We start from the raw sequence: 16,245 nt of genomic DNA on the forward strand, positions 1-16,245 counted from the left end.
TATCGTTTTGTGACATTTGGCCCAAACATGGTGAACGGTGTATCGCAGACCATTCTGCTGATACACCGTTCACTTCGTTACTGTTTGGTTGTACTCGTCAGAGTGCGCAATCAGTACTTGCGCTCGCCGGAATCGAGGGCCTTCTTGGCGGCGGCCGCGTCGAAGGTCTTGGACTCGATCTGGATGTCGGCCTCGGGGGTCTTGCCGTCCAGCTTGTCCTTCACGGCCTGGGCGGTCTCCTTGCCGAAGATCGGGTTGTACTCGATGACGTAGTCGAGATCGCCGGCGACGACGGCCTTCAGAGCGGCCTCGGTACCGTCGATGGTCACGATCTTGACCTTGCCCTTGAGGCCTGCGGCGTCGACGGCCTGGGCGGCGCCGATACCCATCTCGTCGTTCTGGGCGAAGATGAACTGCGGGTTCTGGGACTTGTACTTGTCGAGCAGACCGGCGGTCACGGTCTTGGCCTCATCGGTGGACCAGTTGGCGGACTGGGATTCGAGGACCTTGATGTTGGAGGCGACCTTGTTGTCCCAGCCGGTTCCACGATCCTTCACCACGGACAGACCGGCGGGGCCTTCGAGGATGAAGCCGTTGGCACCGTTCGGGAAGTCCTTGGCGATGCGCTCGGCGGCCTGCTCACCGGCCCACTCGTTGGAGGGTCCGATGTGGGAGACGATGGCCTTCTTGGCCTCGGCGTCCTTGACCTCGACGTTACGGTCGACCGTGAAGACCGGAATCTCGGCCTCGGCAGCCTTCTTCAGGGAGTCATCCCAGCCCTTGTCCTCGGTGGAGGACAGGATGATGGCATCCACTTCGTCGTTGACGAACTTGTTGAACGCCTGAATCTGCTTCTGCTGATCGTTGTTCTGCGTCGGAGAGTAGACGAGGTTGAAGCCCGCATCCTTGAACGCCTGCTTGATGTCGTTCTCGTTCGCGGTACGGAAGCCACCCTCGGGACCGACGGCGACGAAGCCGACGGTCTTCTGGCCGCTGTCGCTCTTGCTGTCACCGGCGCTGCCGCCGCATGCGGCGAGGCCGACGAGAGTGGAAGCTGCGACGACTGCCGCCAGACCCGACTTGATTGCTTTCTTCATATAACTCCTCCTTGAGTAAGACAACAGCACATTCTGCCGTCTAACAGATGGTGTTCATCTGTCGATGTCTATAACCATATGCGGAAGTGAGCGCTCACTCAACATCATCCGATAACAAAACGGTAACAGTGTCGTTATGAATGGTTTTCTGCGGTTTTGTTCAAAGAAACCGACTATTCGTCCGATTTTGTTATCTTTTTTGTTGGATATTGTGCCTTTTTGAATGTGAGCGCACGACACACCATGACCCGGCACCATGAATCGGCCCCTGTGACGGATACGTCACAGGGGCCGATGGGAATCTCGCGGAATCATTCGCCGCTCGCCACGGCCGACGTCTGAAGGTCGAGCATGCGCCATGAGGAGGAAAGCGACCCACGCGCATAGCGGACGTTGCCGGAATCGTCCAGGGCGATGAGGCTCTGGGTCTGATTGATCTGCGCGGATGTGACGGCGACGGTGCCGTTGGGCAGCGTCTGCGTCTCCTCCGGCCCCGGTGCCGACTGCTGGTGGCCGCTTGGCGAATCGGTGACGGAATACACGACGGTCGTGTCGTTGTAGAAGGTCACCGCATTGATGCCCGAGACATGCGAGAGCACGACGTATTGGGGACTGAGCCCCACGGCCGTTCCATCCGAGTCCCTTCGCACACCGGCCATGACCAGTTCGGACGAATCCCCGTTCTCGATGGCGGCCACGATCCTCGATCCTTCGGGCGAAATCGCCATGGTGCGGACCCGCTCCCCCGACCACGGCGTGGGCAGTTCGACGACGCGTTCGGTATTGCCCGTATCGCCGACGAACAGGGTCCGTCCGCCGGACGGGACCATCCATACCTCGCGATCGAGTCCGGCGGTCATCCACGCGGCCCCGATGCCGTCGAACATGATGCCGCAGAATCTGACCGAAGAGTCGATGCATTCCACGTCACCGTCGGCGCGCAGCACCGCGCCCCCGCCCCGGGACGAGAAGACAAGCGCACGGGCGTTCACCGCGCTGTTGGTCTCACCGACCTTGACGAGGTTCTGCGAGGTTATGGAGACCAGCGACTTGTTGGCCAGGGTATAGAGGTGTCGGTTCGGCTGTTCGACCGCGAGGTCGACATGGGAGTCGGCGTCGGAAAGATCCAGTCCGGAGTCGTCGACGATATGCAGGTCGTAGTCGTCGTTGCCGTCGCCGAGGGTGAGACGGATCTGCCGCACCAGCATGGAACGGTCCCCCGACGGCAGCGAGGCTGCGGCGTTGGAAAGCTTCACGTCGATCCGGCCTCCGGTGGAGGGGACCGAGTCCATGGAAAGGGACACCTTGCCTGCGGACACCGACCGTACGGCGTTGCCCATCCACGGGGCGGCGCCGTCGAGCAGTTCGCGCACGGCGAGCGTACGCCACTGCCGCCAGCCGAACCATCGGGTGTCGGGCACCAGGGTGTTGCCGGAATTGGACAGCTGATAGAGCTGCACCTGACGGAATACCTGTTGGAAGTCGGATTCGCCGATGAATATGCCGTCGGGCAGCGCGGCTATGCGCCACTGGCCACCGACGTTGCGCACGGTGAAGGCCTCATTGGCGCCGCTGGTCTGCGCCACGGAATAGATGCCGTGCGAGTTCACCTGACCCACATTACTGAACGACATGTTGACCCGCACTGTGGTCTTCGAGGATTCCTCCTGCGCGCTCGAGCCCCCGGTCTGGATGGTCGGCTCGCCGGTATAGATGCTGACCTTGGCGTCCGGCTTCCATTTCGCCGCAGCCTCGGCGGTCAGAAACTGACGCGCGACCTTGAACCCGTCGGTCTGGGGACCGGCAGGCAGGGATGCGATAAAGCCTCGCACTATCTCCTCGGCGGTGGCGTCATCCTGGGGACCCTGGGGGTCGATGAACACGCGATGCTCCCCTTTGGAGACCTGGGTCATGCGCTGCACCGGTCCGCTGGTGGGAAGTCCCAGCGTCAGGGAGCATGCGGACAGGGAAAACGTCATGGCGGCGCCGCACGCCAGGGCCATGGCACGCCGGCCAAGGCGCAGGACCATGGGGCCGGGGAATCCGTTATGCTTCGTCATCGTTCGCCCTCCTCGCGTTCCGCTCCATCCATGACGGTCTCGCCAGGAAGGAAGCGTCCCAGGATGTTCAGGGAGGTCGCGTCGGCGAATCGTACCGGATAGTCGCCCGAATCCACCCTTGCGCCGGAATCGAGCGGGATGTTGAGCAGGAACCATGTACCCTTGCCCGGCATGGAGCGCACCGACAGGTCGCCGTGATGGAGACGGGCGTCCTGAAGAGCGATGGACAGGCCGAGGCCCGTGCCGCCGGTGATGCGGGACCGTGAGGTGTCTGCGCGCCAGAACCGGTCGAAGATGTGTTCGAGATCCATCGCGGCGATGCCGGTGCCGAAGTCGCGCACGCTGACCGTCGCCGCCTTGTCGTTCGCCGCCATATGCACCTCCACCGGCAGGTCTTCGGCGAAGTCGACGGCGTTACCGAGCAGGTTGCGCAGGATGCGTTCGATGCGACGAGCGTCGATATCGGCGAATATCGGCCTCTGAGGCATGCATGTCTCGATGGTCACGCCTTTGGCCTTGGCGATGTCCTCCACGTCGCGGACGGCCTCGCGCACCGGCATGCGGATATCGGACGACACCAGATCGGCCGATGCGGAGCCGGCATCGTAGCGTGAGATCTCCAGCAGGTCGGCGAGCATGGACTGGAACCGTCCCGTCTGGTCGCTGAGTAGTTCCACCGTGCGGGCGGTGGTCGGGTCGAAGCCCGCCTTGCGCGATTCAAGCAGGTCGGCCGCCATGCGGATCGTGGTGACCGGCGTGCGCAGCTCATGGCTGACATCGGAGACGAACCGTCTCTGCATGGAGCTGATGTTCTCCAGCTCCTCGATGGTGTCGTTCAGGGAGTCGGCCATCTCGTTGAACGACCGTTGCAATACGCCGATCTCGTCGTTGCGGTTCACGTCGACTCGGGCGGAACGGTTGCCTTCGGACAGGTATTCGGCGGCGACCGCCACCGATTCCACGGGACGGATGATGCCACGCAGCACGCGCCATATCAGTATGCCGATCGCCACGCTCAGCACCAGCACGGAGCTCAGCAACGTGATCTGGATGCTCATGACCGACCGCTGCTGCGCCTCGTAGGAGTATGCGGCGAACAGGCTTATCTGGTTGCCGTCGGGCATGGTGAGCGACGATCCGAGAATCGCTCCGGGAAGGTCCGAGTCATCGTCCCGGCTATAGCCGACGGGCTGGTAGAAGATGCTGCCCGCATTGGACTGGTTGACCTGGTTGCGCATGGATTCGGAGATCAGCGAAAGATACTGCGGGTCGGTGGAGACGGGAATGATGGAATCCGAATTGCCGGCTTCGCCGACAAGGTACACCCCGAGCAGATTCGAGCTGCCCTCGCTTTGCAGGGTCGATGCCAGATCGGTGACCAGATGCTGGTAGTCACTGCGGGCGGAGACGTCCGAGGAGTCGAGGTTCGTCTGGGCCCGCTGCACCGATTCGGTGAAATCCCGTTGGGCCTGCTCCGACGCCTGATTGAGCAGCGACGAGCGCACGGAGAATATGGATACGGCGGAGAACACGCATGCGACGACAAGGGACAGCAGCACCGTGGATACGATGACGCGGCGCTGCAGCGAGCGCCGGACCGACGAGCGCATTCTGCGGAACAGCCACAGGAACGGGTTGCCTTTCCGGGCCAATGCCTTGATGTCGAATCTCATGCGGGCTCCGACCGTGGGTTCCGTCGGCTATCGTGCCTGCTGGGCCGGGGGGACGAACTTGTATCCGATGCCGCGGACGGTCTGGATGATCTCCGGGCTTTCCGGATTGTCCTCGACCTTCTGGCGCAGTCGCTGGACGTGGACGTTGACGAGTCGGGCGTCGCCGGAGTTCTGGTATCCCCAGACCTTTTCGAGCAGGTCGCTGCGGGAGAGCACGTCGCCGCTGTTGGCCGCGAGCACGAACAGCAGCTCGAATTCCATGGGGGTGAGGTTCAGGTCGGAGCCGGATTTCGTGGCGGTGTGCTCCGCGCGGTTGATGACGATGCCGCCTTCGCTGACGACCTGCGCGTGCTCGTGCGTCTCGTCGCGCGACTGACGCGTCGGTGCCGCCACGCGCAGCCTGGCCTTGATGCGGGCCACGAGCTCGGCGACCTTGAACGGTTTGGCGACATAATCGTCGGCGCCGGCTTCGAGGCCCGATACCACGTCGCGGGTGTCGGATTTCGCGGTGAGCATGATGATGGGCACCTGCGACGTGGTGCGTATCTCCTTGGCCACCTCCACGCCGTCGAGGCCCGGGAGCATGACGTCGAGCAGGATCAGGTCGGGGTCGATGGTGGGGAACATCTCGACGGCGCGCAGCCCATCGTAGCAGACCACGGTGGCGAAGCCTTCCGATTCGAGGACGATGGAGAGCATCTCCCCCAGTGCCTGATCGTCATCCACAATCAATATGGTCGTTTTCGACTCCAATTCGAACCCTCCTTCGGATATGCCACCGCTTCGTAAATCATCAATGATGATACCACCGGCTCGCCGAAGCGGACGATGTTCATCCTGCCTCGCCCGTCCGTTCCGGCCGTTGTTCGTCGTCGCCGTGCAGGATGCGGCGGATGCGGTCGAGGCGCGGGCCGATCTCGTGCTCGTATCCGCGGTCGTTCGGATGGTAGTATTCGCGACCGACGAGTTCGTCGGGCATGTACTGCTGGGTGGCGACGGCTCCGGGGGCGTCATGCGCGTATTGGTATCCCTCGTGGTTGCCCCATTGCTTCATGAGTTTGGTGGGGGCGTTGCGCAGGTGAAGCGGCACCTGGCCGATGAGTCCGGCGTCGACGTCGGCGAGCGCGGCGTTGATGGCGTTGTAGCTGGCGTTGGATTTTGGGGCGGTGGCGACGGCTATGACGGCTTCGGAGAGGATGATGCGTGCTTCGGGCATGCCGATCATGGCGACGGCCTGGGCTGCGGCGACTGTGGTCTGCAGGATCTGGGGGGCGGCCATGCCGACTTCTTCGGCGGAGGCGATCATGATGCGGCGGGCGATGAATCGTGGGTCTTCGCCGGCGCGGAGCATGCGGGCGAGGTAGTGGAGGGCGGCGTCGACGTCGGATCCGCGCATGGATTTGATGAATGCGCTGGCGACGTCGTAGTGGTCGTCGCCGTTTTTGTCGTAGCGGACGGTGGCGGTGTCCATGATCTGGGAGATGACGTCGGGGGTGATGGTGGGTCGGCGGGCGCCTTTTCTGCGGTGTTTGTCGCCGGTGAGGGCGCCGGCTGCGGCTTCGAGGATGGTGAGGGTCTTGCGTGCGTCGCCGCCTGCCATGCGGATGATTTCGTCGATGGCGGCGTCGGTGGCTTTGATTTCGTCGGCGAGGCCTCGTTTGTCGTGCAGGGCTCGGGTGATGAGGGTTTTCAGGTCGTCGGGTTCGAGTGGTTCGAGTTTGACGACGACGGATCGTGACAGCAGTGGCGAGATGACGGAGAAGCTGGGGTTTTCGGTGGTGGCGCCGATGAAGGTGACGTCGCGGTTTTCGACGCTGGGCAGGAGTGCGTCCTGCTGTGATTTGGAGAAGCGGTGGACCTCGTCGATGAAGAGGACGGTTTCCCGTCCTTGGGTGACGAGGTTTTCGTGGGCGCGGCGCAGTACGTCGCGTACGTCTTTGACGCCGGATGTGACGGCGGAGAGTTCTTCGAAGATGCGGCCCGACTGGTGGGCGACGATGGTGGCGATGGTGGTTTTTCCCACGCCGGGTGGTCCGAAGAGGATGATGGAGCTGGGGGCGGTGAGCGATCCGCGGCTGGCTGGTGAGGCGAGGCGTCGCAGGGGTGAGCCTTCGGTGAGGATGTGGCGTTGTCCGACGACGTCGTCGAGGGTGGTGGGGCGCATGCGGACGGCGAGCGGGCGGGTGACTTCCTCGGGGGCGTCGGCGGAGCTGAAGAGATCTTCTGGCATATCGTATAGTGTAGCCCACAGGTTCGAACATGTGTTCGAACCTGTGGGCTTTCGATTGGGGTCTGCGTGGTGGGTCAGTCGAGGTCCTCGACGGGGCCGACGCGGTAGTCGTCGAAGATGACTTCGGCGCTGTCCTGGGTGGCGTCGAGGTCGATGGTTCCGGCGATGGCCCAGTCGTGATCGCCGTCGGAGTCGTCGATGATCTGGCGGACCTTCCATTGGTGTTCGCTGCGTTCGGCGCCGGTGTCGAGGATGAAGTAGTCGAGGGACCGGGCTTCGGCGTCCACGTTGATGTATTCGTGGTCGTCGTAGTAGTCGTCGAGCGTGTCCTCCCAGTCGCGCAGTCCCATGCCCCAGTCGGAGTCGAGGTCGGCGAGGGTTTTGCTGTCCTCGCGGTCCATGAGTTCGATGCGGCGGAAGAGCGCGTTGCGTACGAGCACGGTGAGGCCGCGTCGGTCGTGCACGACCTCGTCGTCCCGGGTCGGCGGGGCCACGGACGAGGCGTCGGCCGGGTCGGTTCCGGCGTTTTCCCATTCGTCCACGAGGCTGGAGTCGATGCCGCGTACGACGACGCGCAGCCAGGCGATGATGTCGTCGAGCCGTTCGTCGCATTTCTCCTCGGGAACGGTGCGCTCGAGCACGCGGTAGGCGTCGGAGAGGTAGCGCAGCAGGGTGCCTTCGGAGCGGGCGATGTTGTATCGGGCGATGTATCCGGTGAAGTCGGATGCCGTTTCGATCATGTCGCGCAGCACGGATTTGGGGCTGAGCCAGTAGTCGTTGGCCCAGGGCACGTCCTTGCGGTATTCGTCGAACGCGGCGTCGAGCATGTCCTCGAGCGGCTTGGGGTAGGTGATGTCCTGCAGCCGGTCCATGCGCTCGTCGTAGTCGATGCCGTCGGCCTTCATGTCGGCGAGCGCCTGGTCGCGTGCCTGGCGTTCCTGGGCGCGCAGTACCTGGCGTGGGTCTTCGAGGGTGGCTTCGACCATGGATATGACGTCGAGGGCGTAGGTATCGGATTCGGGGTCGAGCAGTTCGAGCGCGGCGAGCAGGAATGGGCTGAGGGGCTGGTCGAGGGCGAAGTCGTCGGGCAGGTCGACGGTGGTGAGGTATTCGTCGGTGCCGTCGGGTGCGGTTTCGCGTTCGATGACCCGGGTGTCGATGAGGGTGCCGAAGATCTCGTCGGCGCGTTCGTGCAGTTTCTCCTTCTGCTTGGGGCTTTGCGCGGAGTCGTCGATGAGGTCGTTGACGCGGGCTCGGGCGTCGCCGCCCTGTTCGACTTCTGCGAGCACCATGGAGTGGGTGATGCGCATGTGGGGTGTGAGCGTCTCGGGTGGCTGGTCGATGAGTTTGTCGAGGGTGGCGTTGTTCCAGGTGACGAAGCCTTCCTGGGGTTTCTTGCGTTTGATCTTCTTGAGTTTTTTCGGGTCGTTGCCGGCTTTGGCGAGGGCGCGTGCGTTTTCGATCTCGTATTCGGGGGCCTCGGCGATGACGAGGCCTTCGGTGTCGAATCCGGAGCGGCCGGCCCGGCCGGCGATCTGGTGGAATTCTCGGGCCTTGAGGCGCCTCATGCGGGTGCCGTCGAATTTGGTGAGCTGGGTGAGGATGACGGTGTGGATGGGCACGTTGATGCCGACGCCGAGGGTGTCGGTGCCGCAGATGATGGGCAGGAGTCCCTGCTGGGCGAGTTGCTCGACGAGTCGGCGGTATCGGGGCAGCATGCCGGCGTGGTGGACGCCGATGCCGGTGCGCAGCAGTCGTTGGAGGATCTTGCCGAAGGCGGTGGTGAACTTGGTGCCGGCGATGGCGTCCTTGATGCGGTCGCGCTGCTCCTTGGTGGTGACTCCGGCGCTGGAGAGGGCCTGGGCGGTCTCCAATGCGGCGTCCTGGGAGAAGTGCACGACGTATACGGGGGACTCGCCCTTGCTCATGGTGCGTTCGACGGTGGCGGCCAGCGGGGTGTCGACGTATTCGTAGCCGAGCGGGATGGGCCGTCGGGCGTTGTCGACGATGGCGACGTCCCCTCGGGTGTGCTTTTCGAGGGTGTCGGCGATGCCGGTCACGTCGCCGAGGGTGGCGCTCATGAGCAGGAACTGGGTGTGCGGCAGGGTGAGCAGCGGCACCTGCCACGCCCATCCGCGTTCGGGGTCGCCGTAGTAGTGGAATTCGTCCATGGCGACGCATCCGATGTCGGCATGGGGGCCTTCGCGCAGTGCCTGGTTGGCGAGGATCTCGGCGGTGCAGCAGATCACCGGCGCATCGGTGTTGATGTGGGTGTCGCCGGTGATCATGCCGACGTTGTCGCGGCCGAGCGTGGCGACGAGGTCGAAGAACTTCTCTGATACGAGCGCCTTGATGGGGGCGGTGTAGTAGGAGCGTCGTCCGGTGCACAGGGCGGCGAAGTGCATGCCCAGTGCGACCAGCGACTTTCCGGAGCCCGTCGGGGTGGATAGGATCACGTGGTCGCCGGCGAGCAGCGAGAGGATGGCCTCCTCCTGATGCGGCCATGGTTCGATGCCGCGTGAGGCGACCCAGTCGAAGAAACGGTCGTAGATGTCATCTGCGCTCAGATTGCGGTCGTCGTCGCCGTAGCCCGGAATCAGCGCCTCCAAGGTTCCTTGTTCCACGGGCTTCAAGTGTAGCGTGTGGTGGGGCCGTGCCGGACGGCCCCGTCTGCGTTTGGGGCGGCGTCGTCATGATGCGAGGCGGCGGCGCGCCTCGTCGAAGTCGAATTCGGCCTCGGGCCAGGAGAGCTCCATGCTTTTCAGGGTGACGCGCAGGAGCTCGGAGACGACGGCCCTGGAGTACCAGCGGTTGTCGGCGGGCACGATGTACCAGGGGGCGTAGTCGGTGCTTGTGTTCTCGAACACGTCCTGCCATGCGGCCATGTAGTCGTCCCATCGGTCGCGCGCCTCGAGGTCGGAGACGTCGAACTTCCAGTATTTCGTCGGGTCGTCGAGCCGTTCGAGGAACTGCTTGCGCTGGGCTTCGCGGGAGACGACGAGGAAGATCTTGACGACCGCGCATCCGTCGGCGACGAGTTCCTTCTCGAATCGGCGGATGACGTCGTAGCGACGGCGCCAGGCGTCCTCTTCCATGGACCGGTACACGTTCGGCATGACGACGTCCTCGTAATGGGAGCGGTCGAAGATGGACATCCATCCGTCGGCGGGCAGTTCGCGGCGGATTCGCCAGAGGAAGTCGTGGGAGGCCTCCTCGTCGGTGGGCCGTCCGAAGCCGTGGTAGTGGATGCCCATGGGGTTGACCTGGCGGAACACGTGGCGCACGATGCCGCCCTTGCCGGAGGCGTCCATGCCCTGCAGCACGATGAGCAGCCGACGGTTGCTGCCGTGCGCGCCGTTGGCATAGAGCAGTTCCTGGTAGCGTGCGATCTCGGTGGCGCTCAGGGCGATGAACCGTTCGCCTTCGTCGCGGGTGGCGTGGAATCCAGGTGTGGACGGGCCCTTGACGTCGGCGAGGTCGGTGACGCCCTGTCCGAAGCGCAGTCTGGTGGATGGGTGCTTGCTCCATACCGAGCTGAGTCGTTCGGATGTCTCGCTGGCCAGCTCCAATCGCCTCTGCAGGGATTTGCGGCGTTTGATGGCCTTGTCGAGGCCCCGGCTGGAATCGGATGCGCTTTTCAGCGTGTTGCTGATGTATCGGGTGTCGCCCATGGCTGCCTCCTCCGCGTTGAGTTGGTGGACACCACTGTAGTACCCTTTCAGTCTCCTCCGCGTGATTTCAGGTGGTCGATGAGTGTCTGCGCATATGGCACGTGGGTGTCGGCGTACCCGGTGCCGTCGAGGAACGCCGTGTAGCCGTCTCCTCCGGTGAGCAGGAACGTGTTGCCGGCCACGACGATCCGTTCGCCGTCGGAGACCGGCCGGCCGTCCACGGAAAGATGCTCGACCGTTGGGCCGTCGTCGTCGAACCGCATGTCGTAGCGCACGTTCGACGATATGCCGAGATGGCCGTCGCGCCATGAGCCGTCTCTGCGATGCCATTGCTGGGCGATGGCGTGGCGCAGTTGGGCGCCGGTGAGCGTCGTCACCGCGTTGTCGAACTGCAGGGCCATCATGTCCTTCGCCTCGCGCACGGTGACGAATCCGTCGCCGTCGAGGTCGAGCGCCCGGGTGCGCAGGCTGCCGGGGTTGACGAATCCCACCGAGGCCCTGGCTCCTGTGGTGGTGCGTCTCGCCCCGTCGAGCGCGGCGTCGGCGATCAGCGTCTCCAGATGGTCCCGTCCTTTGGGCGTGGTCTTGTCGTAGGGCTCGTCGACGGATGAGACCACGAGGTCGCCGCTGCGCCGTGCCGCCGCATCCGCCCGCCGGATGATGGCGTCCACGCGCTCAAGCGATGTGTTCGCCGTATGCGAGGCGTTGATGATCCGCGCGGGATCCCCGTCCCCCGCCGACATGCCGACGACCGGCGAGCCGAAGGCGTCGGCCACCGTGACCCTGGCGTCCCGACCGCTTCCCGTGACCAGCAGGTCCTGCACGGCGACCTGACGGCCGAAGCAGCCGGCTTCGATGATGGGCGCTCCCGAACGGGTGTGCCGCCCGGTCTTCACCGCATGGGTGTGGCCGGCGTAGACCAGGTCGACGTTGGCGTCGAGACCTATCGGGGAGCGGGCTATGACGTCGGCATCCTCGTGGATGAGCGCGACGACGGCGTCGGCCTCGCCGTTGCGCTCGTCGCCGTCGGAGAGCCTGTCGGCCACACGGTTGACCTGGTCGATGGCCTTGCCGTCCATGTGCACGTCGTCCATGATGCTACGTGAGAGCACCGATCCGAGGCCGTCCGTCACGGCGCCGACGAAGGCAATGCGCTTGCCGTTGACGATGCGTATCGTGTAGTCATGCAGGCGGTAGAATTCCCCGGTCCTGCGGATGTTCGCCGACAGCCAGTCGATATGGTTCTCAGGCTTCGATATTCGTTCGCCGAAGTCGTTCACGCCCCGGTCGAGCTCGTGGTTGCCCATGGCGGATATGCCCAGTCCCCACGCCCGTGCCATGGCGAGCGTGGGCTCGTCCCTCTGCGAGCCGGACTCGTAGGGCGAGCCGCCCACGAGGTCGCCGGCGGAGACGAGCACGGTGTTGCCGGGATTGTATTCCTCGGCCTTTTCGAACCGTTCGCCGACCCACCGGCCGTTCTCGATGTGGCCGTGGAAGTCGGTGATGGCCGCGATGGTGATCTTGCGTTCGTCCTCCGCCGCGCTGGTGGTCTGTGCGGCCGCGGTTCCGGCGAGAACGGATACGGCGGCGAGGATCGTGACGCTTCTCACCAGCCAGGACAGGATGCTGCTCTCGGTGTTGCTCTCGAATCCCACGCTCGCCACGGTATCGGCGCGAGGTTGACGCCTTTGGTTACGCAATCGGATTCCAGGCTACGGCATGGTGAATTCTTATGTCAGCCGTTTTCGTGGTTGCGGATGGCGTTGCGCAGGGGTAGGACGCTGGTGGGCGAGACGGACAGTTCGTCGAGTCCGATTTCGAGGAACGTGTCGGTCAGTTCCAGGTCCGCGCCCAGCTCGCCGCAGATGCCGCACCAGATGCCGTGACGATGCGCGGCCTCGGTGGCCATGCGGATCATGCGCAGCACGGCGGGCGAGTGCGGGTCGGCGAAGCGTCCGAGATTCGGGTTCTGCCGGTCGCAGGCCAGCGTGTACTGGGTCAGGTCGTTGGTGCCGATGGAGAAGAAATCGACCTCGGCGGCCAGCTCGTCGGCCATGATGACCGAGGCGGGCGTCTCGATCATAATGCCGACCTGGATGTGCCCGTCGAAGTCGATGTGCCCGCCGCGCAGCTCGTCCTTGACTTCGCCGAGGATCTGCTTGGCGTCGCGCACCTCCTGGACCGAGGTGATCATGGGCAGCATGATGGCGATGTTGCCGTACACGGAGGCCCGCAGCAAAGCGCGCAATTGGACCTTGAAGATCTCCGGCCGGGTCAGGCAGATGCGGATGGCACGATAGCCGAGCGCGGGGTTGTCCTCGTGCTCCAGGTTGAAGTAGCCGACCTGCTTGTCCGCGCCGATGTCGAGCGTGCGGATGACGACCAGACGGTCGCCCATCTTTTGCGCGACTTCCTTGTAGGCTTCGAACTGGAATTCCTCGGTCGGGTAGTCCCGGCTCTCCAGGTACAGGAACTCGCTGCGGAACAGGCCGATGCCCTCGGCGTCGTTGGCCAGTACCGCGGTCACGTCCGAGGGGCGGCCGATGTTGGCGTACAGGCGCACCTGCTGGCCGGACTTGGTCTCGGTGGGCTTGCCCTTGAGCTCCTGCAGCAGGCGCAGGTGTTCCTCGTACTGGGCCTTCTTGCCTTGGTATTCGGTCAGCGTGGCCTCGTCCGGGTCAACGAACACCATGCCGCTGGTGCCGTCGATCACGGCGGTGTGGCCGTCGTCAGCCGGGTCAAAGCCGTCGCCGATGCCGATGATGGCGGGCAGGCCCATCGTGCGGGCCAGGATCGCGGTGTGCGAGTTCGCGGAGCCCTTGGCGGTCACGAAGCCCAGCACCTTCGACCGGTCGAGCTGCACGGTCTCGCTGGGGGCCAAGTCCTCGGCGAGGATGATGTGGCTGTCGCCGTCGCCGTCCTGCGCTCCGCCGCCGCGTTTGCCTTCGAGCACGTTGATCACGCGGCGGGAGACGTCCCTGACATCGGCGGCGCGCGCCTGCATGTACGAGTTGTCCATTGCTGCGAACATGGCGGCGAACTGTTCGGCGGTGCTGTTGACCGCGAACTCGGCGTTCACCCTGCTCGACGTAATCAGGTCCTCGATGCTTTCCACGTAGTCCGGATCCTGGAGCATGAGCTGGTGGGTGTCGAACAGCTCGGCCTTGCCTTCGCCGAATTCGGCGGCGGTCCTGTCGCGCAACTGCTTGAGCTGGTCGACGGCCGTATCACGGGCCGCGCGGAAGCGTTCCACCTCGGCCTTCGGGTCGTCGACCACGCGGCGTTCAACGGCGTGGTCGACGGTGTCGAGCACGCGGATCGCGCCGATGGCGATGCCACCGGACACGCCGATGCCTCGTATCGTTTCCATCATGCCCCTCCTCCTACGCCACGGCCCGGCACAGCGACGCGATGCCTCCGGTCAGGGGCCTCGCGGCCACGTCATGCCACCCCGTCTCGTGCAGCATCGTCATGACGCCGCGTCGGCCCGGCCATTGCGAGATGGACGCGTTGAGATACCGGTAGGCGTCGGCGTTCCCGCCGAGCAGGCCGCCCAGAAGCGGCAACGCCACGTTCGCGTAGCGCGTGTAGATCGCATGCCACAGGGGATCGTCCGGCATATCGAAGTCGAGTACGACGATATGGCCGCCGGGACGGCATACGCGCCGCATCTGCGCGAGCGCGACGCCGGGATTCGGCATGTTGCGCAGCCCGTAGGAGACGGCAACGGCGTCGAACTCCCCGTCGGCGAACGGCAGTCGCATGGCGTCGGCGACGACGTAGCGCACTCCCCCGCGTCGGCGGCCACGACGACACGCGTGCGGCCCATCGGCTTCATGCCGTCGGGCCACGTCAAGCATGCCGACGGCGACGTCGCATCCGATGACGTCGGCGCCGCGGTCCGCGAGCGCACGGGAGGATGATCCGGTTCCGCAGGCGACGTCGAGGACGCGCAGGCCGGCGAGGGATCCGCCGTAGGAGGTTTCCAGTGCACGGACCGCGGCGCGTCGCCATAGCCGGTCCTGTCCCATCGAGGCGAGGCCGTTGACGAGGTCGTAGCGTTCGGCGATTGCGGAGAACATGGCGTTCTGCCGCTGTGTGCTCTTATGGGGGTCCGTGTCCATGCGGCCACGATACCGCGTGTCACGGATGTGGCCGGTGCGTGATGCATCCGTCCGTGCGCTGTTGTTGCTTGTGGTCGGATGCGTCGGTCGGATATGAAAGGGCCTCCGCATGGTTTCATGCGGAGGCCTTCATGACCGCCCGTCATTCAACGAACGGCATCGATCGGCGGGTTCGGTCAGATCTTCGTCTTGCCGCCGATGTCGTTGTGCCCCTTGCCGATGTCGTTGCCGTGCTTGAAGGAGGCGGCGCCGAAGCGGTGGTGGTCTCCGGAGAAGCTCTTCTTGGATTCCGGATGGCCGTCCGTCTTCTTTTCGGGCTTGCCGGGCTTCTTCTCGGCGGGTTTCCGGTCGCGGCTGTCGGGATGCGTCTCGTCGTAGCCCTGCTCGTAGCGGGTGCGGCGCCAGTTGTGGATCGACGCGTTCGTGCCGCGGTGGTGCACGTGGTACTTGCGCGGGGTGCCGCCGAGCGGCAGCTCCTTGACCTCCTGGGCCACGGCGATCTGGTTGACGTTGGACGGGTCCATCACGGCGATGGGCGCGACCGGCTCGGTGTCGACGGGTGCGGCGGTCCGCTGCTGCATGTGTTCGGGCAGCCATTCGGCGAGCCTGGACAGCAGCCAGCAGGCGAAGAAGTAGACCACGCCGGCCACGACGAGCGTCTGGAGGATGTTGAAGTACATCGATCCGAGTCGTCGGGACTCCTGCAGCAGGTCGGTGTACATGATGATGGAGCCGAGGGCGGTGTCCTTGAGCACGACGACCAGCTGGGTGACGGCGGCGGGCAGCATGGCGTTGATGGCCTGCGGCACCTCGATCTGCATGAGCGACTCGGTGCGGGTCAGGCCCAGTGCGAGCGCGGCCTCGCGCTGGCCGCCGGGCAGGTTGCCGACGCCGGAGCGTACGAGTTCGGCGACGACGGAGCCGTTGTAGAGCACGAGCGCCAGGACGACGGCCCAGTAGGAGGGCGCGCCCATGCCGGCGAAGGCGAACCAGCGCCAGAAGAAGATCATGAGCAGCAGCACGGGCACGGCTCGGCAGAATTCCACGACGACCGACGAGATGCCGCGCACGATGATGCTGGGCAGCAGTCGGCCGATGCCGAAGAGCAGGCCGAAGAGCACGGAGCCGACGACGGCGAGCACGGACGCCTTGATGGTCATCCACAGGCCGGGCAGGTAGAAGTCGGTCCATGCCTCCTTTTCGAGCGCGGGCTTCCACAGCTCCCAGCTGAGCTGGTTCTCGCCGTCCGGCGGGTTGTGCAGGCGCATGAGGATGAGCGCGAGGATGACGATGAAGCATGCGGCCGCGACCCAGTTGATGACGGCGATGCGGCGGCGGCCCTTGGGACCGGGCTGGTCGAACAGGACCGATGAGGATGTGTTGTTCATTG

General features: G+C 64.7%; 10 protein-coding genes and 1 pseudogene. All 11 read right to left on the reverse strand.

Annotation, left to right across the window (positions count from 1 at the left end; genetic code table 11):
- Nucleotides 1–110: 110 nt before the first annotated feature.
- Nucleotides 111–1,097: a fructose ABC transporter ATP-binding protein FruE gene (gene fruE, locus CS006_RS08150; protein ID WP_100511332.1), complete on the reverse strand. Its 987-nt coding sequence runs from the start codon at nucleotides 1,095–1,097 to the stop codon at nucleotides 111–113.
- 311 nt (nucleotides 1,098–1,408) lie between these two features.
- Entirely contained in the window at nucleotides 1,409–3,157 is a 1,749-nt protein-coding gene (locus CS006_RS08155) for an LpqB family beta-propeller domain-containing protein (protein ID WP_165777310.1), read from the reverse strand.
- A complete protein-coding gene (mtrB, locus tag CS006_RS08160) occupies nucleotides 3,154–4,830 on the reverse strand; it encodes an MtrAB system histidine kinase MtrB (RefSeq protein WP_100511334.1) in 1,677 nt (558 codons plus the stop codon). The genes CS006_RS08155 and mtrB overlap by 4 nt, the downstream gene beginning before the upstream one ends.
- 27 nt (nucleotides 4,831–4,857) lie before the next feature.
- Nucleotides 4,858–5,529, reverse strand: coding sequence for an MtrAB system response regulator MtrA (mtrA, locus tag CS006_RS08165; protein ID WP_100511581.1), 672 nt, complete (start codon nucleotides 5,527–5,529; stop codon nucleotides 4,858–4,860).
- A gap of 133 nt (nucleotides 5,530–5,662) precedes the next feature.
- Nucleotides 5,663–7,060: a replication-associated recombination protein A gene (locus CS006_RS08170; RefSeq protein ID WP_100511335.1), complete on the reverse strand. Its 1,398-nt coding sequence runs from the start codon at nucleotides 7,058–7,060 to the stop codon at nucleotides 5,663–5,665.
- A gap of 74 nt (nucleotides 7,061–7,134) precedes the next feature.
- Entirely contained in the window at nucleotides 7,135–9,693 is a 2,559-nt protein-coding gene (locus CS006_RS08175) for a DEAD/DEAH box helicase (RefSeq protein ID WP_100511336.1), read from the reverse strand.
- Nucleotides 9,694–9,750: 57 nt separating this feature from the next.
- Nucleotides 9,751–10,731, reverse strand: a complete 981-nt coding sequence (locus CS006_RS08180; RefSeq protein ID WP_100511337.1) for a PPK2 family polyphosphate kinase — start codon at nucleotides 10,729–10,731, stop codon at nucleotides 9,751–9,753.
- Nucleotides 10,732–10,778: 47 nt separating this feature from the next.
- On the reverse strand, nucleotides 10,779–12,386 hold the full coding sequence (locus CS006_RS08185; RefSeq protein ID WP_133119552.1) for a bifunctional metallophosphatase/5'-nucleotidase: 1,608 nt from the start codon (nucleotides 12,384–12,386) through the stop codon (nucleotides 10,779–10,781).
- Nucleotides 12,387–12,466: 80 nt separating this feature from the next.
- Complete coding sequence (gene ptsP, locus CS006_RS08190) at nucleotides 12,467–14,101, reverse strand: phosphoenolpyruvate--protein phosphotransferase (RefSeq protein ID WP_100511339.1); 1,635 nt, start codon at nucleotides 14,099–14,101, stop codon at nucleotides 12,467–12,469.
- 13 nt (nucleotides 14,102–14,114) lie between these two features.
- Nucleotides 14,115–14,855, reverse strand: a complete 741-nt coding sequence (locus CS006_RS08195; protein ID WP_100511340.1) for a ubiquinone/menaquinone biosynthesis methyltransferase — start codon at nucleotides 14,853–14,855, stop codon at nucleotides 14,115–14,117.
- A 347-nt stretch (nucleotides 14,856–15,202) separates the two neighbouring features.
- A pseudogene (locus CS006_RS08200) lies at nucleotides 15,203–16,243 on the reverse strand (amino acid ABC transporter permease); the annotation flags it as partial.
- Between the last annotated feature and the right edge of the window lie 2 nt (nucleotides 16,244–16,245).

The sequence above is a fragment of the Bifidobacterium primatium genome (genome assembly GCF_002802875.1).
Classification (GTDB): domain Bacteria; phylum Actinomycetota; class Actinomycetes; order Actinomycetales; family Bifidobacteriaceae; genus Galliscardovia; species Galliscardovia primatium.